27 protein-coding genes, 1 tRNA gene and 2 pseudogenes are annotated in these 21131 nt (G+C 36.0%); 19 read left to right on the forward strand and 11 right to left on the reverse strand.

Annotation, left to right across the window (positions count from 1 at the left end):
- Positions 1-389: 389 nt before the first annotated feature.
- Positions 390-569 (forward strand): putative integrase, encoded by a 180-nt coding sequence (locus IC007_RS06265; RefSeq protein WP_370685233.1) that lies wholly within the window; start codon positions 390-392, stop codon positions 567-569.
- 86 nt (positions 570-655) lie between these two features.
- On the opposite strand, the gene IC007_RS06270 is transcribed toward IC007_RS06265, so the two are convergent.
- Positions 656-877, reverse strand: a complete 222-nt coding sequence (locus IC007_RS06270; protein ID WP_054846865.1) for an ORF80 family leucine zipper DNA-binding protein — start codon at positions 875-877, stop codon at positions 656-658.
- A 387-nt stretch (positions 878-1264) separates the two neighbouring features.
- Here IC007_RS06270 and IC007_RS06275 point away from each other — a divergent pair, with 387 nt between their 5' ends.
- The gene (locus IC007_RS06275; protein WP_054846866.1) at positions 1265-1492 is read left to right on the forward strand and encodes a hypothetical protein; all 228 of its coding nucleotides are present in this window, start codon (positions 1265-1267) and stop codon (positions 1490-1492) included.
- Between the two features lie 299 nt (positions 1493-1791).
- Here IC007_RS06275 and IC007_RS06280 read toward each other — a convergent pair.
- Positions 1792-2142: pseudogene (locus tag IC007_RS06280) on the reverse strand (DUF1286 domain-containing protein); the annotation flags it as partial.
- Between the two features lie 40 nt (positions 2143-2182).
- Between IC007_RS06280 and IC007_RS06285 the strand changes: the two are divergent.
- Both IC007_RS06285 and IC007_RS06290 read left to right on the forward strand, forming a co-directional pair.
- Entirely contained in the window at positions 2183-2779 is a 597-nt protein-coding gene (locus IC007_RS06285) for a transposase (RefSeq protein WP_232049036.1), read from the forward strand.
- Positions 2780-3345: 566 nt separating this feature from the next.
- Entirely contained in the window at positions 3346-4440 is a 1095-nt protein-coding gene (locus IC007_RS06290; RefSeq protein ID WP_054846868.1) for an MFS transporter, read from the forward strand.
- A 31-nt stretch (positions 4441-4471) separates the two neighbouring features.
- On the opposite strand, the gene IC007_RS06295 is transcribed toward IC007_RS06290, so the two are convergent.
- Entirely contained in the window at positions 4472-5890 is a 1419-nt protein-coding gene (locus IC007_RS06295; protein WP_149528510.1) for an MFS transporter, read from the reverse strand.
- A 306-nt stretch (positions 5891-6196) separates the two neighbouring features.
- Here IC007_RS06295 and IC007_RS06300 point away from each other — a divergent pair, with 306 nt between their 5' ends.
- Positions 6197-6898 carry an HAD hydrolase family protein gene (locus IC007_RS06300; RefSeq protein ID WP_054846871.1) on the forward strand — a complete coding sequence of 234 codons (702 nt, stop codon included), beginning with the start codon at positions 6197-6199 and terminating at the stop codon, positions 6896-6898.
- 768 nt (positions 6899-7666) lie between these two features.
- Complete coding sequence (locus IC007_RS06305) at positions 7667-10438, forward strand: type IV secretion system DNA-binding domain-containing protein (protein WP_232049037.1); 2772 nt, start codon at positions 7667-7669, stop codon at positions 10436-10438.
- Here the strand turns inward: IC007_RS06305 and IC007_RS06310 are convergent.
- The 4 genes from IC007_RS06310 to IC007_RS06325 all read right to left on the reverse strand — a co-directional run bounded on the left by IC007_RS06310 (position 10428) and on the right by IC007_RS06325 (position 14714).
- Entirely contained in the window at positions 10428-10943 is a 516-nt protein-coding gene (locus IC007_RS06310; RefSeq protein ID WP_054846816.1) for a hypothetical protein, read from the reverse strand. The two genes, IC007_RS06305 and IC007_RS06310, sit on opposite strands and share 11 nt — an antisense overlap.
- A gap of 2212 nt (positions 10944-13155) precedes the next feature.
- A complete protein-coding gene (locus IC007_RS06315; RefSeq protein ID WP_054846815.1) occupies positions 13156-13683 on the reverse strand; it encodes a hypothetical protein in 528 nt (175 codons plus the stop codon).
- A 4-nt stretch (positions 13684-13687) separates the two neighbouring features.
- Positions 13688-14323 (reverse strand): hypothetical protein, encoded by a 636-nt coding sequence (locus IC007_RS06320; RefSeq protein WP_149528511.1) that lies wholly within the window; start codon positions 14321-14323, stop codon positions 13688-13690.
- A gap of 115 nt (positions 14324-14438) precedes the next feature.
- Positions 14439-14714 carry a PadR family transcriptional regulator gene (locus IC007_RS06325; RefSeq protein ID WP_149528512.1) on the reverse strand — a complete coding sequence of 92 codons (276 nt, stop codon included), beginning with the start codon at positions 14712-14714 and terminating at the stop codon, positions 14439-14441.
- A 91-nt stretch (positions 14715-14805) separates the two neighbouring features.
- Between IC007_RS06325 and IC007_RS06330 the strand changes: the two genes are divergently transcribed.
- Entirely contained in the window at positions 14806-15111 is a 306-nt protein-coding gene (locus IC007_RS06330) for a helix-turn-helix domain-containing protein (protein ID WP_054846814.1), read from the forward strand.
- Here IC007_RS06330 and IC007_RS13460 read toward each other — a convergent pair.
- Positions 15108-15278 carry a hypothetical protein gene (locus IC007_RS13460; protein ID WP_167747982.1) on the reverse strand — a complete coding sequence of 57 codons (171 nt, stop codon included), beginning with the start codon at positions 15276-15278 and terminating at the stop codon, positions 15108-15110. The genes IC007_RS06330 and IC007_RS13460 overlap by 4 nt on opposite strands.
- Before the next feature lie 148 nt (positions 15279-15426).
- On the opposite strand from IC007_RS13460, the gene IC007_RS06335 reads away from it, so the two are divergent.
- Genes IC007_RS06335 through IC007_RS06375 form a run of 10 tightly spaced genes read left to right on the forward strand, consistent with a single transcriptional unit; the run spans position 15427 to position 18129 of the window.
- Complete coding sequence (locus IC007_RS06335; RefSeq protein WP_054846813.1) at positions 15427-15756, forward strand: hypothetical protein; 330 nt, start codon at positions 15427-15429, stop codon at positions 15754-15756.
- On the forward strand, positions 15753-15941 hold the full coding sequence (locus tag IC007_RS06340; RefSeq protein ID WP_149528513.1) for a hypothetical protein: 189 nt from the start codon (positions 15753-15755) through the stop codon (positions 15939-15941). The genes IC007_RS06335 and IC007_RS06340 overlap by 4 nt, the downstream gene beginning before the upstream one ends.
- Positions 15938-16195 (forward strand): hypothetical protein, encoded by a 258-nt coding sequence (locus IC007_RS06345; RefSeq protein ID WP_149528514.1) that lies wholly within the window; start codon positions 15938-15940, stop codon positions 16193-16195. Before IC007_RS06340 ends, IC007_RS06345 begins: the two co-directional genes overlap by 4 nt.
- Entirely contained in the window at positions 16183-16665 is a 483-nt protein-coding gene (locus tag IC007_RS06350; RefSeq protein ID WP_173569939.1) for a hypothetical protein, read from the forward strand. Before IC007_RS06345 ends, IC007_RS06350 begins: the two co-directional genes overlap by 13 nt.
- Positions 16662-16883: a hypothetical protein gene (locus IC007_RS06355; protein ID WP_054846811.1), complete on the forward strand. Its 222-nt coding sequence runs from the start codon at positions 16662-16664 to the stop codon at positions 16881-16883. The genes IC007_RS06350 and IC007_RS06355 overlap by 4 nt, the downstream gene beginning before the upstream one ends.
- Positions 16883-17221, forward strand: a complete 339-nt coding sequence (locus tag IC007_RS06360; protein WP_054846810.1) for a hypothetical protein — start codon at positions 16883-16885, stop codon at positions 17219-17221. The genes IC007_RS06355 and IC007_RS06360 overlap by 1 nt, the downstream gene beginning before the upstream one ends.
- Positions 17218-17424, forward strand: a complete 207-nt coding sequence (ccr1, locus tag IC007_RS06365) for an aCcr1 family cell cycle regulator (protein WP_054846809.1) — start codon at positions 17218-17220, stop codon at positions 17422-17424. The genes IC007_RS06360 and ccr1 overlap by 4 nt, the downstream gene beginning before the upstream one ends.
- Entirely contained in the window at positions 17421-17558 is a 138-nt protein-coding gene (locus tag IC007_RS13465) for a hypothetical protein (protein ID WP_167747983.1), read from the forward strand. Before ccr1 ends, IC007_RS13465 begins: the two co-directional genes overlap by 4 nt.
- The gene (locus IC007_RS06370) at positions 17548-17841 is read left to right on the forward strand and encodes a cell division protein ZapB (RefSeq protein ID WP_054846808.1); all 294 of its coding nucleotides are present in this window, start codon (positions 17548-17550) and stop codon (positions 17839-17841) included. The genes IC007_RS13465 and IC007_RS06370 overlap by 11 nt, the downstream gene beginning before the upstream one ends.
- Positions 17842-17847: 6 nt before the next feature.
- The gene (locus IC007_RS06375) at positions 17848-18129 is read left to right on the forward strand and encodes a hypothetical protein (RefSeq protein WP_054846807.1); all 282 of its coding nucleotides are present in this window, start codon (positions 17848-17850) and stop codon (positions 18127-18129) included.
- On the opposite strand, the gene IC007_RS06380 is transcribed toward IC007_RS06375, so the two are convergent.
- Positions 18109-19374 carry a tyrosine-type recombinase/integrase gene (locus tag IC007_RS06380; protein WP_054846806.1) on the reverse strand — a complete coding sequence of 422 codons (1266 nt, stop codon included), beginning with the start codon at positions 19372-19374 and terminating at the stop codon, positions 18109-18111. The two genes, IC007_RS06375 and IC007_RS06380, sit on opposite strands and share 21 nt — an antisense overlap.
- 205 nt (positions 19375-19579) lie before the next feature.
- On the opposite strand from IC007_RS06380, the gene IC007_RS06385 reads away from it, so the two are divergent.
- Positions 19580-19783 (forward strand): hypothetical protein, encoded by a 204-nt coding sequence (locus tag IC007_RS06385; RefSeq protein WP_149528515.1) that lies wholly within the window; start codon positions 19580-19582, stop codon positions 19781-19783.
- Between the two features lie 271 nt (positions 19784-20054).
- Positions 20055-20162: pseudogene (locus IC007_RS06390) on the forward strand (putative integrase); the annotation flags it as partial.
- A gap of 90 nt (positions 20163-20252) precedes the next feature.
- Here IC007_RS06390 and IC007_RS06395 read toward each other — a convergent pair.
- A tRNA-Ala gene (locus IC007_RS06395) sits at positions 20253-20326 on the reverse strand.
- Positions 20327-20379: 53 nt separating this feature from the next.
- On the reverse strand, positions 20380-21081 hold the full coding sequence (locus IC007_RS06400; protein WP_167747984.1) for a hypothetical protein: 702 nt from the start codon (positions 21079-21081) through the stop codon (positions 20380-20382).
- Between the last annotated feature and the right edge of the window lie 50 nt (positions 21082-21131).

Raw genomic sequence — 21131 nt, forward strand, 5'->3', positions numbered from 1 at the left:
TAGGAGAATAATTTTTTCCTATATGTCTATTTTTCTTTAATTAAAATTTCTATCAAGCAGTAAATGAATCAAGATTACATTATCTGGACTACTGCAAAACGATAATATTATTATGCTAGTGTATAGAAATATCCCTTAATGCACGTTAGTTGTACTGCGTGATAATAAAGTTCTCTTATAGTATAATTTAATTAGAAAAACCTTCACAGTTCAATTTATCCCAATACTGAGGAATCCTTATCACGTACTTTCATAACCACGTCTGATATGATAATTATCAAGGCTTTTAAAACGACGTGCTGATAACAAGGTAATGGGTAATAAATAAGACTTTCACATTTGGTGATATAAGAATAAGGGAAGTCAAGGGGAAGTATTACGTTTACACTATAGAGAATGACTTAAGTGGTAAGAGGAGGGACAATTACATAGCACCTTTAGACCAGGTCGTAAAGGACTATTATGATATCAGGTGCCGCGGCCGGGATTTGAACCCGGGTCAGGGGCTCGACAGGCTAGATAGTGTTTCAGTAAAACGGGGTTTAGAAACGTTTTCTGTTGCACGTTGAAGTAGAAATAGAATCATCTTGTAAAAGAAAAGTAGAATAAAATAGTAGCAGAATTCGTAAGACGTTTCAAAGCGTTTACCCCCCGGTTAACGCAAAATTTCGTCTCTGTACTTTAAACAGTATTCCCGGAACTTTTTACCACCGTATTTTTGCCACTTACGGTAAATTAATCCCCTCTTGTACAGTCTGGTCAGATAAACGAGCAGTTCTTCTTTTGGGATACCAGTCTTTTCCTCTAAACGCTCTAAAGTAGCACAGCCGTGAGATAAAATTATCAATATTTTCTCAGTATTCTGGAGTTTTTGCACAATATTTTAACGTGTAAAATCCCCTTAATAAACCTTAAGTAGGATTAACATACTTGTTAATATCCTAACAGCGCTGTAAAAAACAACTTTCTAATCCCACCCACTCAGGATTAACATATTTGTTAATGTTATTTACATTCACGCGAGAGCTTGCCCAAACAAACAAAAAATCGAGGATCCAGGCAGGATTAAAGTTATTAGTTATAAAGTACAAAGAAGTATAAGGCGGGGTCAGTTCGCAACAAGCTCATCATGGGTCAGCCCGTCGTCCCTCATCATTTGACCCCGCCATGTACCATATTGTACTTTCAGATATTTAAACCTTGTGGTACATTGTGGTACATTAAAGTTTTTATATTAAAGTACAGTAAAGTATACTGAGGTAAAATGCCTAGACCCGGTTACAAGTCAGTTTACTTCCCTGACGACGAGTTATGGAAGAAGATAGTAGATGAAGCTGAAAAGAGGAAAGTGAGCGTTTATGAAGTGTTGAAAGAGGCTTTCGAGTGTTATATGAAGGAAAAGGAAGGAAATAAAATGAGTTCGGAAGAGATAGTTAAGGAACTTCAGGAGTTGAAGAGAAGAGTTGAAGAGTTAGAAAAGAAGGTTAAATAGAATTTTTATTCAGTAAACTAGGAAGTTTATTCAATTTTTCTCACGCTATTTTTCCCTTTGGGATCCCAGATATGCGCTTATACTATTTACTTAACAATTTTTCAAAATTCAATGAGAAGAAAGCTTAATAGTTAGGAAAGTAAGAATAAGTTAGGGATGAGGGGGTCAGGTCAGAGCAACGGCGGCCTATCATAGGTCAACTCGTGTCGTGCTCATCATCCCCTCATCCCCGATTTCTATTTGTGAAAAAACACATTTAAAAACTTTTCTGTTTTTATTTTAGTACGATTACTATCTCATTAGAAATAATATTTGTAATAGTGATAATAGTAATAGTAATGATAACTATGCAGTTCCATTGCTGCAAATAGCATTAATACTCCTAATAATATCGCTAAACCGTTGGCAAGCGGGTTATCATAAGAGAAGTGAGCTAAGGCAATCCTCCTCCACCTTCCTTTTAACTTATGGTAAATTCCTCTCTCTGTAAATACGTCTAAAAGCATATGAGAAGGGCCAACTAACAACCCGTCAAGAATAACAGAAAGAACGAAAAGAACAGAAGGAAAAACTAAATAAAGAAAAACACCTATAGGGAGAGAAAGCAAAAGACCCCACAGAATAGACCTATAAACAGTATGAGTCCTAGGTATTAACGTCCTGGCAAGTGTTGTAGTTGACGACGCATGGTTGCTCTACAAGGGTGTTAGGGCTAAGGCGGACTACTTCTTCCTTCAAAGGAGGATAGCGCAAGCCCAGTCCCTTGTTGACAAAACTAAAGATCTGGGTGAGGACGAGGCACGCGCTGAATTAACAAGAGAGAAGAGGAGGTTGTTCAAGAAACTAACAAGACGTCTCTTGCATCTGTACAGAAACCTAGCGTTCCACTTGGTAAGGACTCTCCATGAGCTAGGAGTTTCAGCCATATACTTGGGTTATCCCTTCAATATAGCACAAGATAAGGGTAATAAGTTCACAGTCAATCTGTGGTCTTACCGTGAACTGATGGATGCTATCGAGTTGAAGGCTCAAGAGTACGGGATGAGAGTGTTTGAAGTTGTTGAATATAATACTTCGAAATACTGTGCATACCATGGCGTGGAGGTAAAAAGGTATCCGAGGGGAGTCGTTAATTGTTCACTTGGTCACAGATTGCACAGCGACTTGAACGGTGCTTTAAACATTCTTAAGAAAGCGATAGACAAAGTAGTGTTGACGGCTAAAAAACCGTTGTCTTTCCTAGTATTTCATAACGGAGTAGCACCCGTAAAGGGGTGTAACCCTTGAGACCTCAGGGAACCCTCGCCCTTTAGGGCGGGGAGGAGGTCAGATACTTGATCATATATACTAATGTCAGCTCCACACGCTTCGCAATAACTTAAACCTTCTGTTAATTTTGCTCCACACATGGGACATGTTTGCATATAATACATTAAATCTACATATATTTATACTTTTAGTTCACATTATCTGTTTTAATCACTGAATCTGTATCTCAAAGATTAAATAATGAGTATTTATATCTTTTCAATTAGCATATTGAGGATGTTATTAACTTTATAATTTTTTATATAAATTCACTAGAAAATTTTAGTAATATAGACTGTCTTAAAATTTTTTAAAACTATCCTACTAAAAACTATGTACAGACGAGTTATTTACGCTGTTAAATTGGCATATTCATAAAAAGTATTTAGAAGAATGAGAGTATTAATGGAACAAATAACATTGTGAAAACTTAATACTTATTTCGATAATAAAACATGAAGTTTTTGTTCTAAAATCCTAATGTTCCGTTTCAAAGTATTTCCAACTTTAAACAAATTTAAAAATCTTCATTCTACTCATTTTTTATGAGATTTTCTTTAGGTTTAAGCTGGACTGCAACATTCCTTCAATTAGCTTTAAGGTTAAGTTGGGGAGTTGTTGCAGTAACTTTCGCTTATATTCTTCATATGACTTCGGTGGAAATAGGAACAGTACTCTTCCTTTTTTATGTAGGTTACGTGAGTAGTTCAATATTATGGGGTATTTTTATTGATAGAGTAGGACCAAAAAATTCAATATTTATTTCAGCGTTGCTTTCAGGAATTTTTATACCATTTTTCATATTTGTAAAAAGTATTTACGAGCTTTATTTATTATACTTTATTGAAGGTCTTTTAACAGCAGGACTTTTTCCATCATCAGTAAAAATTGTTTCCTCACTGGAAAGACCATTAACTCCTTATTTAGCGCTCCTGGAGAGTTCAGCTCCAATAGTTTTACTTCTCTTAGCTATTTTTTCTGGAATTATCTTGATTTATTGGAAATTTTTTTATATTAGTATATTTATAGGATTAATATTGACGTCTCTTTTATCATTCTTTCTTAATGTTAAAGTTAGTAAACCAAAGAGTGCTAGAAAAGTTATACTAAATAAAAGGGTAGGTAAGGTCTCAATTATAAGAGCTGGAGAATTATGGGGTACATGGGGGACGTCATCGTGGCTATTCCCCTTTTTAGTTCTTTACGATAGTGTACCTGAAAGACTTTCTGAAATTTTATTCGTATTATATGCAGTAGGTCAAGTATTTTCTATAATACTTTCTGGGAGACTTTCGAGGATTATCGAGGATATTAAATTAGTTAAAACCTCATTAATTCTCTTTATTATTTCAATAATTATTGTATCATTTATAAAGAATCCATATTTTCTCATGCCAATTAGTGTTATTCTAGGAATATCTTCCTTTATGTATAGACCTCCTACAGATTCAATAGTAGTAAAAATAATGGGTAAAGAAAATGCAGGAACTTCTATGGGATTCGCTAATGCAGTATCTCAGATAGGATCCATGATAGCGCCTTTATTTGTGGGTATAGTAATATCCATAGGGAGTCCTATGCTTGCAATAGATAGCTTAATAATTGGTCCTTTATTATCTCTTTTAATAATTTTCATATAAAAATAATTTTAAGTTTTTAGAATAAAAAAGATTATAACTTATCATTATCCTTACTATTTGTTATGTCTTTTAGTGCGTAACTTGGTATTCCTTCATTTCCAGTATATCTTCTCTGTATTTCTTCTAATGGCATTTGTTTAGTTTCTAACGAGAGGAAATAGTATATTGCTGCAGCAATTATTGCGACAATTATATCGTAAAGCAGAGAATTAGCTACTCCCAGAAATGCGTATAGTGACAGTGCAGGTAAAGCTAAACCGAATTCGAATAATTTCTCCCAACCTACTGACAATCCCCTTAATTTGGTAGGAAATACTTCTCCTGCTGGAACGTATTGTAAAGTACCTACGAATCCTACATTTATAAGGAAGAACAAAGAGAACATTGCTACTACTAAAGGAATCGATAGGATACCCATTAAATAGGCTACGTAAAGTACAGCTAAAGGAATTGCGGAAAGACCGAAACCTAACGTTCCCAAGATTTTTCTTCCTAATTTGTCTGCAGCAAACACTGTAATTAGAACTCCAAAGGTACCTAGAATATCAATACTTAACGTACCTAATAAAGACTCAAATGACGAAGCTCCTAAATCCGAAAGAACCTTACTGGAATACACTGAAACAAGGTTAACTGTCAAAGCATATGCAGCACCTATCCAAAAGATAAAGGCCACTTGTCTAGCATAGGTTCTGCTAAAGAATGCTTTCAAATTTTGTTTGAATGAAGGTTTTTCCTCTTGAATAGCGTCAAAATTAACCTCAGGCTCTAAGCCGCACTTCTCTAATCTCTTTACTGCCTCCTCAACTTTCTTCTTATTGCCTACTTCTGCGGCCCATCTTATACTTTCTGGCATTTTTCTCCTTAATAATAGAAGTATTATTGGAGGTGCTGCTGCAATGATAAAGTCAATTCTCCATGCAGTTAAAACGCCAACTACTGCTGTTAATCCTAGACCTATACCGACAGTAGCTATAGTACCCAACATGAAGAATACCTTCTCCATTGACAGTAGTCTTCCTCTAGTTCCTGCTGGAGCGTATTCTGAGACTAAAGGTACAGCAGCTGCATAGTCTATTCCTATAAAAGCTCCCAAGAAGAACCTGAATACGAAGAAAGATATACCATCAAAAGACGCTGCGCTCAATAAAGCGAATATAGCCATACCAAGAGTATCGTAAATGAACAATTCCTTTCTACCGAATTTATCTGAAAGCAAACCGCCTAGTACTGCTCCTCCTGCAACTCCTACCCAATATCCTGCTACAACTATTGCAGTCATTACTGCGCTTAAATGGAATAAAATTGAGACAGCTAATAAAGAAACTGAGGCACCGAATTCATTGAATGCGTCTGTGAAAGGTCCTAAAGCAGCCAAAACTGTTAGCCTTTTGTGGAAAGATCTGACTTTCGTATTATCTAATATTTCGTAATTTACCTTGTCGCTCATTAAAGTTCACGGGTTAAGAAATAAGATTTTATCCTTTATATTCGTTCATGAAACAGATTTTAAATGATAAACACTCATAATGTTTAAAATCTTGAACTTATACAAATGAATAAAACCTTTTTATATATAATTTGTATACGATTGTTAATATTTTATAAAATGTTCTATAGAATTAAAAAAGACTTTAACTTTATTTATAGATAATATCAGAATTTACACCTTTTAAGTATATTCTTTCACTATTTTTAGTCTGAAACTGATATTTTTCTAATAAGATTTAAAAATCATCAAGTCAAGTTGGTAACAATGATTATATTTTCCGATTACGATAGAACTCTGGCAATGAAGGAAGACGGATTTGAAATAAGGGAAGAAGTAGCTGACAGAGTAAACGCCTTTGTCAGAAACGGGGGAAAATTCTTTGTAGTAACAGGAAGAGAAAAGAAAAATACTGGAGGGATAAGGAGAAAAACAATTTATGAGCTTTCTGGCAAATTGTCTCCAACTGGCTGGATTTTGGAAAATGGGGGAATAATAGTCCTTGATAGAGAAATAAATCTGGTTGAAAGAGAATGGATAGATTACATGGATGAGATATCTGAGGAGCTATATAAGGAAAAAATAGAATTTTCTAAAGGAGAAACTATAATATTTGCAGATAATAGCTATGATAAGAAGGCATTATTAGAAAAGATAGTGAAAAAAGGGAAAATAGAGTGGAACACAAAAGACGCAATGATTCTCTCATCTAAAATAAATAAAGGAGTTGGAATCGATGAAGTATTTAGGATTTTAGGTAAGGACGTTAGTATAGGAATAGGAGATGCACAAAACGATATATCATTATTTAGAAAAGTCGATATTAAAGTGGCAGTAAATAACGCTCTTCCTTGCATAAAAGAAATTGCAGATATAGTTCTCAATAATTCTGCGGGTTACGGTGTAATTGAATTACTTGACTTAATAGAAGAAAATAAAGTAAAGATTGAAGATAAAATCGTAAAATAATAATACTATAAACATGAGAATAATATATGAATTTACTACAGAATAATATAAATGACCTATAATATAAATCAGTGGTATAAAAATTTAGGATAAGGAAAATAATAAATTGTTATTTGAACTAGTGTTTACACTAGTGCTTTCGGAAAGTTTATAGCTTTAGACTAAGGAGATGCCACTAAATCATAGTGTAAGAACTTTTCCAAAATAAGGCATAAGTACTATAGTCTTTAGTTGTTTTCAATTTCTAAATATGCTTTAATAATATTATATGTAAGCTGTAAATCGCCTGATATATCCGGCAGTATTTCTGCTCCGAGCCTTATACTATTTAAATAATTAGATAAAGATGGAAGCTTAATCATAGAAGAGGAAAAGATTAATAGGTGGCTAAATATATTAATTCTAAAATTGGATATCCTAGGTTAGCTGAATTTGGGGAAATGTAATGGGATTTAATATTTTTAAGAATAGGGACGTTAAACTTTATCTCATTCAACACTCCATACAACCGTATTTAGCTCTTTCTTTCATTTTACCGGCTTATGTTTTTCTATTTAGCAAGAACATTATTTTAGTGGGTGTTCTTCTGAGTATTGCGTACTTGTTAGAACATCTGACAGTAATTTCTGGTTTTTTAACGGATTACATGGTAAATACTCGGCTATATGATTTTATTCTTTCAGTTTTAAGTGGATTAATATTTCTTATCTCTTCATTAGTTTATTCAAACTCAGTGAGTTTTATTTTTTTATTGTACGCCGTCCTAGGTTGAACGAGATATTCCTTAAGTATTCTGATAAATTAAAGAGAAATCAATCAGTAATTGGTAAGCGTCAAAGAGAAGTTTTAGCTAGCAGATTAGAGCAGTATGCGAAAGACAACATCTACTACTTGCAGCCTTACGTTCTTTCAGATGATAAGAAGAGAATTAAACAGCTAGCGAAAGAGCTCCAACAATTTATTCTAACTAAAAGTAGAAAATTGAGGTTGGAAATAAGGAAAACTAAGGGCTGGGAAGATAATATCCCCAGGGTTCCAAGGTTTCATTCATTAAAACTCAAGAGATGGCTCTGGATTGACGAGGACAAAATAAGTAAAGTTGCGGTAATTCCTAATCCATCTGTTATCCCAGTGAACTTCGTAGTTGGAGGAGTGCTCCCAGAACTTCCCCCTAACAGAAATGGGTTTGAAATAGGAAAAACGGTACCTTCTAGCAAACCATATATGTTAGAGTTAGAGGACCTTTACCGGCACGGCTATATTATCGGAGGGACTGGAGCTGGGAAGACCACAACCATAATCTCTCTGATAACATCAATAAGGAAGGCATACAATAATGCAATAATAATGATATTCGACCCTCACGGCGATATGGCAGAAGAAGTAGCCTCCTATTTCGCCGATAACGAGAATTTAATATACTTCCACCCAGTTGAGGCTCCTCTCTCAATCAATCCCCTAGCTTTGCCCAATTTGCCTAATAAAGAACAAGCGTTGTTGTTAGGTTTCAGCAACGTTATGGAGATATTCGAGAAATTATTCGGCCTTAAGGACACTGCAGTGTATGTTAAGTACATCATTCAGGTTTCAATGCAATTGCTCTACTCAAAAACTCCAGAACCCACGTTTAGGGACCTTTACAGGATCATCTACAAGCTGAGAACAGGGGAAATAGATTTGCCGGTAGACGACCCTACGTGGGAAAGTAAGCTAGAAATGTTCCAGAACATGCAGGAGCAAAGTTTCTTATCCGCAATCTCTAGGTTGGAAATGCTAGGGACAAATCCATTATTACTTAAGATATTCAGTAAGACAAAGATAGACGATAATGAGTTATTCAAGCCTGGAAATATTATAGTAATAAACGCATCGAAAGCAGCTGTAGGAAATGACGCTTCATTTCTAATATTAGCTGGATGGATCTTTAAGACGTGGTATTATGCGTTGGCTAGAGCTGCATTGAATATGGAAAGGATCCCAATCATAGCATTTATGGACGAGTTCCAAAATATCGCTTCCCTTAGCGTGATAGACGATATCTTAAGTGAAGCTAGAAAATATGCAATGCATATCATAATGGCGCACCAGCATACTGGACAGTTAGATATGTCACTAATTAAATCAATAATGAGTAATACGGGAGTTAAGATGTTAATGAAGGAACAAGGTGATGACGCCAAAGCATTTGCAAAGATATTCCCAGATTTCGGCTCCGAACTAGAAAAGACGCTGCCAGGTTTAGGAGTAGGCGAAGCAGTAGTAATTATTACACCGAGGAAAGAAGGGGATAAGGTAGTTCCAGTAAGGGTTAAGATAAACTACGTCCCCACTAAAAAGGATCCGGAGAAGCTGAAGAAGGTAATAGAGAGAATGCAGAAATACGCGACTGGAGAAGTGCCGAAGAATGAAGACATAGAGAGTATAGTAAATCCAATTATGAAATACATAGAGAAACCTCAAGTACTGGAACAGCTTGTCCTCTACCACATCTTCAAGAACGGGAAGAAGATGTATTTAGTAGACTTACTAAAGGAATTAGGCCTGGATAGGGATAAGGTAAATGACGTTGTAAATAAGTTAGAGAAGTTGGGTTATATTGATGTTGAAAAGGAGGGCAATAAGAAAGTGTTATACTATGGTAAAGGGTTATTCGGAAATGTGAAGGCGGCCGCTCCTTCGCAAGAAGGACGCAAACTAGCTATGAAAGTGATGTTACGCTATATGAAGCAGGGATATTACGTAGCTCCAGCTAAGCAGTCACAAGAGTTAAGCTCTAGGCCAGATTTAGTAGCAATCCCTATCGATAAAAGTTCACTAAGGCCACTTTATGACAGGGCTATCGCTATTGAGATAGAGAGCTGCAATGAATTGAGTGTACACCCAGAGCAGGTAGTGCGTAACTGGCGCAAAGAAAGTGTGAAAGATTTCACCGAAGTACACAGCTGGACCTATGCTGAGTGTTTCGATAAACTGCAGCAGTTATATAACCAACTTTCTGACGAAGAGAAGAAGAAAGTAAAGATATTCGCATTAAAAGTTAGAGAGAAGACAGTACAGAAAGTAGAAGAAAAAACTGAAGAGACACAGAAGGAATCACAGTCAACTGGGGAGTTTACGTCAAAAGGACCAGAGCAGAGCGAAACTAAAGCTGTAACTAGTGCTACTAATAACAATAATATCAAAGGACCAGAGACGTTAACCGGGGGGTTAACAGCGAATGAGAATAAGCAGCAAACTATAACTCAGACTAATGCTGCAACAGATAATACTATAGCATCTAACGCCCAGAGCAATGACGGTAAACTGGGGAGTTTACAAGGAGATGGAGCGATAGTTCTATCGCTCCAGGGTAGGATAATTAGGATAAATAAAACTAAAAGTACGATAGAAATCGATGGAGAAGAATATAAAGTTCCGTCTTTTGAACTAAGGGCTATAATAAATAGAAAAGATAGTATAATAGCAGTTAGCAAGAAGGAAAAGAAAATTATAGTAGCTTACGATAACGGAGTTACCTCGGAAATAGGCATTATTTCTTAAACATCTCTACATGATTGGGCAGGATAAAATAAGTAGGCCTCTTTTTGTCTGGGTCTTTAACTTTGATAACTTTCTTTTCCCTGACTAATTTGGTTAATGCAAAACTGAATACTGCTACTGCAGCTTCCTTCTGTTCCTCGTAAAATTTTGCTAACTTCTCATCATAGCCGAAAACTAGATCTTGTAGTTTGGATCTCCTTATAGGCTTCCTGTAAGTAGTTACATACTCATCAATAAGCTTAGGAATTAATCTCTTTATCTTAATATGAATAGGTTCCTCTTCATCCTCAACAGTTAAGTATAATACGTTTTCATCTTTCTTCTCACGCTTAGATTTCCTTTCATTTTTCTTAATATTCTCTGATACACTTTGATCAGAATTGCCATTTACTGTAGAAGACTGAGAACTATTACTATTTATCATTTTCCTTTCATTTTCATTGCTAATTACTACTTTATTTTCATTTGTATTAGGAGGAGTTGAAGAGTATTGATCTGCAGACATTTTCCTTCATCAATATGCTTATTTAAAAAGCAAAATCATTGTTTCTCTATATATAGTAAGCTATATTATTAATTTGTAATGTTTCTGTATTCATAGTAAATAATATCTTTTAGAAACAATATGTATGACAAAACATTACTACTTCTCTATATAGAGTAATAACTATGAATAAGCTATAATAAGTATGCATACATAATAGGCGTAAAATAAGCGTGATATAAGTGTAAAATAGGCGTTGTATAAGCGAATAATAGGCGTTTAAGCGTACGCATTTCATCTCTATACCCCCAAATCCCCCCTTTTTCTCTAACTCTCTTTCTAAATTTCTATACCCCCTAATTTCGGGCCCAAGGCCCGCCTACTCTTTTGCTTTTAACTACAAACTCTTTTCTTACTCTTTCTAACTCTGCTTTGCTTTTTCTGCTTCCACTTTTTGCTTTACAAATCTTTTCTTACTCTATCTGCTAACTGCTTATCTGCTTTTACTCTTTCTTCTAACTATTATTCTCTGCTGCTTACTCTTTTCTAACTAACAATTATGCTTCTAAGCATCTTTTATTACCTCTAACCTCTTTCTCTCTTTACTATCTAACAATTCTCTCTCTTCACTGCTTCTTTCTAACAAACTACTACTCTCTAACTAACATTTTTGCTTTGCAAATCTTACTATACTCTCTTCTTCTCTCTAACTCACTTTTTGCTTTTATTATACCCTCAAACTATGTTTCTTTTGCAGCTCTTCTAACTGCTAACTGCTTATTATTCTACTTACTCTCTCTTTTCTGCAGCTTTGCTTACTATTATCTCTGCTTTGCTTCTTTCTTTAAGCAGCTCCAAGATCCTTTTTACCTTACTAACTATTTTTACTATAACTACACTTTCCCTCCTCTAACTTACAATTCTCTTTATAAATAGTTCTAAACTTAACTTACAAATTTACAACTGCGCATAAACTAATTCCCTCTCTGCCCTTAGCCCTTAACTTAATTCTCTTTTTCAAGAATTTACATAGAACATTATTTTATAAAAATCTATAAGGGCTAACGCCCTTAACCCAACCTAATCCCTAAATTACATTATATCTAGCTCCGGAGTTTTCTAAATACTAAACCTATTAACTCTGTTCTGCTTTTAGGGCCTACTCAGGGTCCTATAGCCTTAGCTGCTATTTACCAGGCCTAAAAACCTAAGCTGCTTACAAGATCCTATATCCTCTGCTTAACCTAACTACCAGATCCATTATCTAACCTAACTACTAATTCTGGACCTCTGACATTGCTGCAACTTATTCTGACTCCTTAAACCTAAAAACAACTGCTTAACCTCAAAACTAAAGGGGGGCCTGGTGAAGGAACAAAAAAGGGCCCAAGGTAGTGATGAAGTGCATAATTCTCTTTGTAAAGTAGTTCTCTATGAAGATAATAATATATTGTTATTTTGCATTTAGTGTGCAAAAAAGTAGAAAAATAGTTTATCTCTTTTAGTGTGAAATAAAAGATAGTTAGTTTATCTTAAAGTATTGAAAATAATGAAATAAAAGGACTGTTATATTATTTGTATTGTGATAATAAAAGGATAGAGAAATAAACAGAAAAGTTTTTAAATCTGTTTTTACAGAAGTAGAAATCGGGGCGGGAGTGATGAAGGTTCCAGGGCTGACCCATGATGAAAGGCTTGGAGCCTGAACCCGTCCCTCAATATTACCTTTCTCTTAAGGCTAAATAAGCTTTTCTTCACTGAATTTTGAAAATTGTATAAACTCCCCAGTTTACTGAGAGAAATTCAACACTAGTAATAACTACTACTAAGAGTTTTGAGAAGTGAAAAGAAAGCGTGGAAAGTTTTAGGCCCAGGGTGAAAAGAAGTAAACAAGGCCTTCTCATCCGCACTAAAATTTTTCTAAAAAATACAAAAAATTCAATTAGTCTCAAAAAAGTGTAAGTTAGTCTGTGTAAAAATGTGTAAAATTGAAAGAAGTGTAAAAGTGTTTGTTTTTGTTTTTTATTTTTTGCAAATTTGTAGTAGTAGTATATATTAGCAAGTCTTTACAAAGAGAAATTAGAATTTATTTCAATAAACGGGGAGTTTATTCAGAAAATTAGTTGCACTTTAGAAAGATTTTTTGAAATTAAACTGGGGAGTTTACGTTACTTTGAAAATTTATTACAAAACTGAGAAAATAGGTTGATAGTATAAGCTTATTGTTATTCTCTCACTCAAGAAGTGATTTGTCCAGCCTAATCTTTAAGATTTGGCCATTTCTTAGTCTATACGCAAAGATTATTTTATGTAACGTGAAATCCTTTAAGATCTCTTCTACCCTGGACAATGTGATATGTTTATTATTTACTTTTGCCTTATGATATATCTGTTCTGCTATAGTCTCATCTGGTGAATTTTCAATATAGCCTTTAGTTTCATAAAGTACTCTCAGAACCTCTACTTCATCTTCATCTAGCTTTCTTCCCAACAATCTTTCGGCCTTCTCCTTAACTTTCTCAAAACTACCCTGGAGCTGCAATATTTTCTTAGCAGTCTCTGACAACGAATAAACGTTAATGTTGTTTAGCTTCTTTACTGTTATCCAGCCCTTTATTATGTATCTCTTTACCCTGGGATAAATCTCCTTACTCTCTGTCTCAATAGCTGCAGCCAAGTCTTTTGCAAGCTTAGGACCAGCTAATAATTCCTTAAATATTGTTATAATGTTCTTAGATTTAAAGGGAAGAAGCGTAGTCATTGTCTCACCTCCTTAAACTCCCCAGTTTACTCGAGAAATCGTAGAGTGAGAGCTGCCTACCCTGGGGCTTAGATATTATCCTTAGCAGTTCTGTTAACATCTTTTGCAGCTTTTTGGGATCCTTTCTATCTTCGTTACGACCAAATAAGTACCCTGTAACGTCTAATCCGTTAAAATTATTAACTAAAGCTTCTTTCAGCTCCCTTTTACTGCTGACACCGAGATACCATTTATCTCCTTTTATAACAGTAAGGAATTCTGAAAGACTATAATCTCTATACTTCTCATCAGAAGCATATCCATAAAATACCCCGAAACCCTGGCTCTCTAACTCTTCTCCTATTTCGATATCGTTTAGAGAATGTACCGGAACTACGAATACTATGTTACGCAATAGATCCAGCTTAACTATCTTTGCAGCAACTTTCGGCTTAATATAATCAGGCCATAAGGCTATCCTAACATAATTATGTAATTTCACTAACTTCTTTAAATAAGGGATATAGCCGAGCTTGCTACTTAACAATAATTTCTTGTCATCATAGAATCCGGGGTATGGGAAGATAATTTCTCCTACATATTCACTATAATATCCTGTAATGAAATCTGCAAGAGGCCCTCTACCTATACCGATTATCATCAGCCTCACCTCATTAAACTCCCCAGTTTACCACTCTCTCTTGAGAGAAATTCCATCTGAAGAAGAATGAAGTAAAGAATTAGTATAATGAAAATAATGAAAAAGAAGAGGGATCTCATTGTTGAACCCTGATCTCCACTAAGGCTTCCAATAATTTTCTTCCTTTTTCTGTTATGTTTACTATTTTTCTTACGGATCCATGAAGACCTTCAGTGTACGTTACTTCTATTAATCCCAATTGCTGCATCTGTGGGAGAACAGTAAAATAGAGAGCGCTAGGGCTGATCCCAGTTAGTGTTTGTAATTCTGACAGTGATAACGGTTTTCCATATATGTTCTCTAATACCTTTGTTACGTGTTCGCATCTTAATGGATTAGAACGCTCTTTCATTTACTTTCTACTTTAGAAATTGCGATTTCTAACTTATAAGTCTTATGTCTTAACTAATAATTTATAAGGTACACAAAAAAATATCTTAATTATGGCTTACAAATTAGAAGACAAGAGAACTATGCCTCGAGACTTATCGAATCCTCTCAGATGTGAACATCTATACAGAATTCTTACTACATTAGAAGAACCAGTAACTATTTCAGAATTATGGGAAAAGGCCAAAATAAGCCCTGGAATATATTACAATACAATAGAAAAGAATTTATTGCAATTAGATCTAATAAAATATGAAGAAAAAGGGAGAAGTACAGTAGTTATTCTTACGGATAAAGGAAGAAAATTACTAGAAGTTCTGAAGGATATAGGTTTTTCTAAGATCTCAGAAATACGTTAATCCTTTTTCTGCTCTTCAGAAACATAGAATCTTAAATCCAATTCTTTTTCTATCTTTTCTAATTCATCTTCTAGTAAGTTATACGATCTCTCATCAAGCTTAGTGACTAACCTTTCTCTTAATTTCAATATGACATATTTTGCTCCAAGATAGTAGTCACGATCCATATTATATCTGTTATTTTAAAAAAAGAGAGAGTTAGATGAAACAGATCTATGCTGAATTCTATATATATTCTATTTTCTATGTTAGATGTTAGAAAACAAAAAGCTTAAATATTACTTTCTAACTTAGAAGTTAATAGGTAATAGAAAAATGAGCTTAACCGAAATGGTTTCAAAGGCAAACTCCCCAGTTGAAGGGAAGGAAAAAGATTTAGTTTTTTTAATTTCCATGTTAGATAAGGAAGATAAGATAGAGTTTGTAAGGACTTTTGAAAGTGATTTCTGGTCCCTAGTCGAGAACAAGATGTTAACAAAAACTGCAGTGTATAAGTTCCTTAGTGGCTATGCTCCATCTGATGAAAGAATACTAAGGATTGTGGAGGCTGACGGAGAAGCTAGGAAGTGGCTTATAGAAAGAGTGAAAGAGAAGGCAAAGAAGGCACTACAAATCATTAGCGAAATGGAGGCTGAGGAGGAATGACGACTGCTAAAGTATATTATAAACTGGAAGTGTTAGCACCCTGTGAAGAGCTTGCAAAAGAGATTAACGGAGCATTGGAAGGACAAATCTTCGATTATGAAACTATGCAACTGAAAAAATTGGAAATTGAAGAACTATGCCCAGAATGTATCGTAATTGTTAAAAAGGTAGGTGGGGAGGAATGAGGATCCCTGGCAGGAAAATTGAGGAGTTCTGTTACACTGATAAATATTATAATGAATATGCAGCGTTTTGCTATGATGCGAGAGTGGATGTCAATGATGTCGAGTTCAGTGATAAAGATTTAGAAGAAATTGTGGATCAGTATGAGGAAGAAATTATAGAAATTTTGAGAGATAAAGGCTACAGAATTTCGGAAAGTAAAAGCAAGAAGATTACCTTACAAAATTATAAAAAATTGGAGGATTGGTTGAAATGACTGAGCAAACTACTTCTACTTTGCAACAATACTTAGAGAAAGCTTATGCTCTAGCCTATAAGGCACAGAGATTAATATCAGTAGACAGAGCTGCTTACAGAATTTTTAAAGAAATTAAGGAATTGATAGGAAGCTTAGAAGAATACATTATTAATAATATTGAATACGACAGCGTTGAGGTAGGCAATAAACTGAAGTATTACGAAAAGCAGTTAGCTCTTATTGAGGAGAAGAAGGATAGTTTACTACTTAGGTTCTTCAGGCAGATGAGTGAACACCCCAGTTTACCGCAAAATCTAGATGAAGAGAAGTACATTATCAACTGGATGGCTTCTAAGGGTTATGAATTCTGCAGCTATGACAAACAAGAAGCATTGCAGAAGTTAGATGAAGTTAAGGAAGGGGGAGTAATAGAGGAAGAGGATCCGCTTACTGGACTAGATATTTGGTGTTTGAAGGTGAGAAAATGATAGATGAAAGGACCCTGGAGCTAATTTCAAACTGTTGGGTTAAGTTCAGGCATGTAATGCATGTTAGCCAATTATGTGAAGACTGCAAACATGTCATGTGTGTATTTTTACTAAAAATAGCAGAGGACGATAAGGAGTTTGCAGACGATTTAGATCTGAAAGAAGACGTAGAGTACTGCGAAAGACTGGAAAAAGTTACGGTTCCAGGTGTTATTTAATGAGAAGAGCCTTAAGGATAGTTCATTTTGACAAAGATCATAAAGCTAAATATCTAGAGCTTAGCTTTGACAGTGCTGCTATTAACGATAAGGGATACGCGGATGACGGATCGTTACTAATATCTATCTCTCAGGGAGAGCAGAGGATTGCATTTCAACTAAGCGTATCAGAAGCTGCATTGCTAAAAGAGAGATTAGATTACATTCTAGCACTCTTAGCTAAGCAATACATAGAAATTGATGAAAAAGCAGCAAAGGAAAGACAGCAAAAACAAGTCAAAAAGGATCAGAAAAAGGAAGAGTACTTAGATGAAGAGGTTGAGGAGGAAGAAGGATGAGGGTAATAACATTCAAAGTTGATGAAGAACTATTGCAAAAACTCGACTTATACTGCATTAATAATAATCTAGATAGGAGTGAAGCGATTAGGGATGCTATAAAACTTTACTTAAGCTGTGTGCATCATAAGGGCAGAGTTTACAGACTAAATTCTATCGGAGAGAATTATCAGAATAGGGAAATTAGGGTGCAGGAGCTATGAAGAAGAGCACACTACTAATGCTGCTTCAAAATATTTATGAAGATGTTGATTACTGCAGCTGTTTCGCTGCAAAGAAAAAACTAGAGTGGTTAATCAAGAAACTTCAGGAGGAGGATATTGAGAATGACAGTTAATCAGATAATAGAAGAAAACAGAGAGCTGCAGTTACAACTATCTAAAGCAATAAACACTATTACAAAGCTCGAAAACAGAATTGCAGCGCTGCAAAAGAAGATAGAAGCCTTGCAGAAAGAGAATGAAAAACTAAAAGATGAAAACAAAAAGCTTCAGAAGCAAAATAATATCTTAATGAGAGCTATAGAGATTGCACTGCAAATTCATAACGCTGAAGCACAATACAAACATCTCAGCTTAGTTCTGCAGAAAATCAAAGAAACTGGGGAGTTTAAGGGGTGATTTCTTGTGGAATTGCAACAATTATTAATTCCGAAAGTGACTGTTTCTAAAATGAGGAAGAAGAACGGCTACATATATTACGTCTATATCCCACAGTCCTATACGGAATATATACAATATAAAAAGTGGAATATAATTGCAGTACTAAACGGTAAGGAAATTCCTCTAGGTCCGAGGAGTCCATTTAAACACGGAAATAATCTAATCGTTACTCTTCCGCTAGCCTACAAGGATTTATGGGAGTCATATTTAGGTAAAGAAATAGACCTAATCTTTTTGAGGATCTAAAAGTTTAGGTACATATTTATCATATATCTGCTGCAGTTCTATGTCGGATATGACAAAGTAATGGTTCTGTAAGATCTTAAACTGCTCCGGGGGAGCTCTCCCTTGGAGCAAATTGATGATCATAGGGCTTACTCCCTTCTTCAACATGTAAGAAGCCCAGAAACTCCTTATATCATAAAGTCTGAACTCTTTGCCGAGTACTTTCTTCATTGCTTCTTTGATTGATACTTTCAAATCTGGGAGTTGGAACGGAAATAATTTCTGTTTCCACTTTTCAATATCATTGACTATCTGCTTTATCGAATTTTCATATTTCCTCACAAATTCTTCTCTATAAGGTAAGTATATGTTCTTCAGATATTCCGCAGTCTTTTCATGTATAAACGATATATAAGCCCTTTTAGTTTCGTTTTCCTTCATCAGTTTAATTACCCTGTGCTCCAGATCCAACTGGTCCAGCATTATGTTATAGGCTTCCCCTACCCTTAAGCCCGTTTCACATAATACCAAGAAATATGTCTTGGCGCCTAAGTGGTTTATTTCTTTAAATATCTTTTTTAACGTCTCCAGATCAAGGTTCTCTGGCTTATGCTTATACTTTCCTCTGGGGACTTTGAATGACGTGTAAAGTAATTGTGCAAGACTGATATTCTTCTCCCTCACTACCGTCTTAATGAGGAGCTTTAAGGAGTTGGCCATATGTCTAGCAATGTTAGGGGTTTCAGCTTCACTTAGTAGTTCTCTAATTCCGTCAGGTGATAATTCATAGCCCAGTTCCGACAGAGCCCGGTTCAAGTATCTCATTCGCTGCTTCCTAGTGCTCAGTGCTTTTTCGTTGAGTATAATCTCAAACTTCTTTACATCATCTTCACTAACGATGTAAGTGTTAGTAGTAGTTTTTAGATAATCTCCCAGATACTGATAAAGCAGTGTTAGGAAGAAGTTTCTGAAGCCCTCATCTTTTAGCGCTTTCACTATTACGCTCATTGCAGTGGTAGGATCGACATCTACAGTCTTCAAACCGTAAAGTGCATCGCTCAGTTCCTCTAAACTGAGCATCTCTGCAGTGATGCTTATTATTTCATCTGGGACCTTCTTTACTTTGCCTGCAACATATCTGTATAAAGTACTTCTGTCAATTCCTAGCTTTTGTGCGACATAACTTAACCCGTATTTTTCTATAGCTTTCTTCAATATTCGGATTTTTTGCTCACTATCGAGTTTATTTACGTCAATCTTTACCATAATCTCACATTCTATTATTAAATGGTGAGGGTGTTGCAAAAATATCCTTCGCTGTTGCAAATCCCTTATATCTATAGAGAACGTAACTCTCTTTCAATTTAAAGTAAAATTAACGCCGCAGCCGGGATTTGAACCCGGGTCAAGGGCTCGACAGGCCCGCAATCAGGGGGTACCCCCTACAGACGATTATGAGATCGTGGGGTGGGTGTGGTTAACGCCACTTGGAGAGCTGAAGAGCCATAACGTAGACGTAAATCTAGAAGAGTCCGCTAGCGATGGAAGTACCCCTAACATCCCCAAGTCTTTCATATATAATAATAAGAAGTACCCACAAGGCGTTTACTACCTAATCCGCAAAAAAGGACGTGAAGCGTTGATTAGCGAAAGCGCCTTGAAGTTGCTTTCTTAGCAAGGAGGTATTCCAACACCCCCGTTTCTAACGTTTTCTTTTCACTTCGTGTACTTTTATTTGAGCGTCCCCTTCGCCACAGGGAAAGCCGTTATTTTTGAGAGCGAATTGAAAGATAGTCGTGATAGACTTTGTTTACTGAACGTGTTACTAACTCAGTTTGTCTTAGCAGTGAGGAATCCTTTCCACATCATTTCAATACAACACGTTTTTATGGCAATAGCCCCGTGCTTTAAAGCTTACATGACGTGAAAGGGGCATAGTCTAGATTATGGGTTATAGAGTTTTCTCAGCTGGGCAATACAAGATACGTCAAAGAGGGAACAAGTATTATGTTTACAAGCTAGAGAATGATGATAGGGGTAACGTAAGGGAGCGTTACGTCGCTCCTTTAGACAAGGTATTTGAGACTTACTTGGAGGTAGTAGGGGGTACCCCCTACAAGGAAGTGTGGAGGTACCCCTCAAAGTGGACCGGCCGGGATTTGAACCCGGGACCTCTCGGGTGCAAACCGAGCACTCTTCCAGGCTGAGCTACCGGCCCTCAGTATTAGACTGTGAATTACCGTTAAAAAATCTTCCTTAGTCTTTCTTCCTTCACTTTCTGAGCTTCAAGTTGCTGAACATCATAGCGACTAGGAAGGACGAGCTCTTAACGCTCTCTATCGTCGGATAAAGTTCCCATTCCAGTTCCCCGTGAGCAAGAAGGTTCCTGATGTTTATCGCTAGCCTTATTGCTAGGTCGGCCTTCTCGTCCCTTATGAACTTGCTAGCCCACGAAATCAAGCTTCCCTGGGAGAAGGGGAAGGTCTCTCCGTTCACCTTCACCTTATACACGCTCCAGTTCTTCTTTCTCAGGTAGAGCTTTATTCTCCTGTAAGTCGGGTGCTTCACCTTCACCTTGTGTTCCTTGTACTTTATGGTTGTGCTCTCCCCAAGCCATGAAGTGTAGAGGCTCCTCAACCCCATTTCTAGGATTAGGTAAGTCTCCAACGTAGTCACGTGTCTGAGACACGGGAAGTCGAGGAGTTTGATGGAGGCTTTCTGGATCTCAACTACCTTCTCGGGCAAGTCCCAGATGAGCTCACCTTCACCGTAGACGAAGTAAGGTATGTTAGCCAGGAAGACCCCTACAACACTACTCTTCTTGTTCTTCACTTCTACCTTGCTGTCGCCTATCACTGCGAACCTCTTGTCACCTTCCTTCTCTACCTTGAAGTCAAAGTCCTCCAACACCTCCTCTAGGAGGTCCTCGTCGCTCTTCTTCCAGTATTGAAAGAAGTCCTTTACCGTTGCCATGAGCTTTTTCTTGTACACTGAGGAATGTTTTAAAGAAGTCTTCTCTTATC

This window comes from Sulfuracidifex tepidarius (assembly GCF_008326425.1).
Lineage (GTDB): Archaea > Thermoproteota > Thermoprotei_A > Sulfolobales > Sulfolobaceae > Sulfuracidifex > Sulfuracidifex tepidarius.